Source organism: Kitasatospora sp. NPDC059817, from assembly GCF_042731835.1.
In the GTDB taxonomy this organism is placed as follows: domain Bacteria; phylum Actinomycetota; class Actinomycetes; order Streptomycetales; family Streptomycetaceae; genus Kitasatospora.
The window spans coordinates 9,193-10,467 of sequence record NZ_JBHWIR010000174.1; the positions used below are offsets into that span (position 1 = coordinate 9,193).

Below are 1,275 nucleotides of genomic sequence, written 5' to 3' on the forward strand. Positions count from 1 at the left end.
TGCCCGCCCGCGCCACGGCCCCCGGGCCCGGGGGGCTGGGGGGGGCCCGCGCCCGGGGGGGCGGGGACCGCGGCGCCTTCCCCCCGCCCCGGGGGGGCCCCCGCCCGGGTCCCCGGCCCGGGGGCACCCGCGTTTTCGGGGCCCCTCGCCCTCACGGCGCTGTCCCGCGCGCCCCGCCGCCCCGCGCGCGCCCTCGCCGCGTGCTCAGCCGAACGGGCCCTGCTCGGTGAAGCGCCGCAGCGACCGGGCGAACGCCTCGGCCTCCCCGGGCGGCCAGGAGGCGAGCGCCTCCTCGATGCCGCCGGCCAGGCGCCCGCGCATCACCGCCACGGTGCGCTCGCCCGCGCCGGTCAGGGTCAGCAGGGTGGCGCGCTGGTCGTGCGGGTCGGCCTCGCGGCGCAGCAGCCCGGCCTCCTCCAGACGGGTGGCGCGGCGGCTGACCCCGGAGCGGTCCAGGCCGATCTCGGCGGCCAGGTCGGCGGCGCTGCGCGCCCCGGTGCGGGCCAGGCCGGAGAGCACGGGGTAGGTGACCTCGTCCACCGCCTCGCCCAGGCCCTCGGTCAGGCGCCGGTAGAGCGCGGCGCGGGCGGGGCGGCGCAGCAGGACGGCCAGGGCCTGGGCGACGGTGTCCCCGAGGCCGGGGGCAATTTCAGGGGCGGGGTCGGGGATTTCGGGGGAGTGGTCCACCCCCCGATCATAGCGTGCGCGACGCACGCGTTCCTGGGGTACGCTCATCCCATGAAGCGTGCGCCACGCACGCATTGTCGGATTCCGAGAAGGGAACCCCCATGCCCGCCACCGCCCCCCGCACCACCATCGCCGCCGCCCTCGGCGACCTGCTCTTCACCCCCGGCCTCGACCTGGAGACCGCCGTCGAGCGCCACTTCACCCCCGACTACCGCCAGCGCACCGACGGCCGCTGGGACGACCGCGCCGCCTTCACCGACCACATCCGCCACCTGCGCGCCGTGGTCGCCTCCGGCCGCGTCCAGGTCCACGAGGAACTCCACGACGGCGACCGCACCGCCACCCGGCACACCGTCGACGTCCTCAAGACCGACGGCACCCGGGTCTCCATGGAGGTCTACCTCTTCGGCCGGTACGCCCCCTGCGGACGCCTGCGCCGCATCGAGGAGACCACCCTGCTGCTCGCCGGAGCCGAGGCCGACCGCAACCTCGGCTCCGCTCGCTGAGACCCCCGCCCGCTGAGGGCCCCCGCCTGTTCGAGGATCAGGACCGCGACGGTGCCGGCGCCGGCACCGTCGCCACCACCGC

General features: G+C 78.2%; 2 protein-coding genes. One reads left to right on the forward strand and one right to left on the reverse strand.

Annotated features, from left to right (window positions below):
* Positions 1–204: 204 nt before the first annotated feature.
* Positions 205–648 (reverse strand): MarR family winged helix-turn-helix transcriptional regulator, encoded by a 444-nt coding sequence (locus ACFV61_RS28355; protein ID WP_380494653.1) that lies wholly within the window; start codon positions 646–648, stop codon positions 205–207.
* A gap of 140 nt (positions 649–788) precedes the next feature.
* Between ACFV61_RS28355 and ACFV61_RS28360 the strand changes: the two genes are divergently transcribed.
* Positions 789–1,193 carry a nuclear transport factor 2 family protein gene (locus ACFV61_RS28360; RefSeq protein ID WP_380494646.1) on the forward strand — a complete coding sequence of 135 codons (405 nt, stop codon included), beginning with the start codon at positions 789–791 and terminating at the stop codon, positions 1,191–1,193.
* The last annotated feature ends 82 nt before the right edge of the window (positions 1,194–1,275 follow it).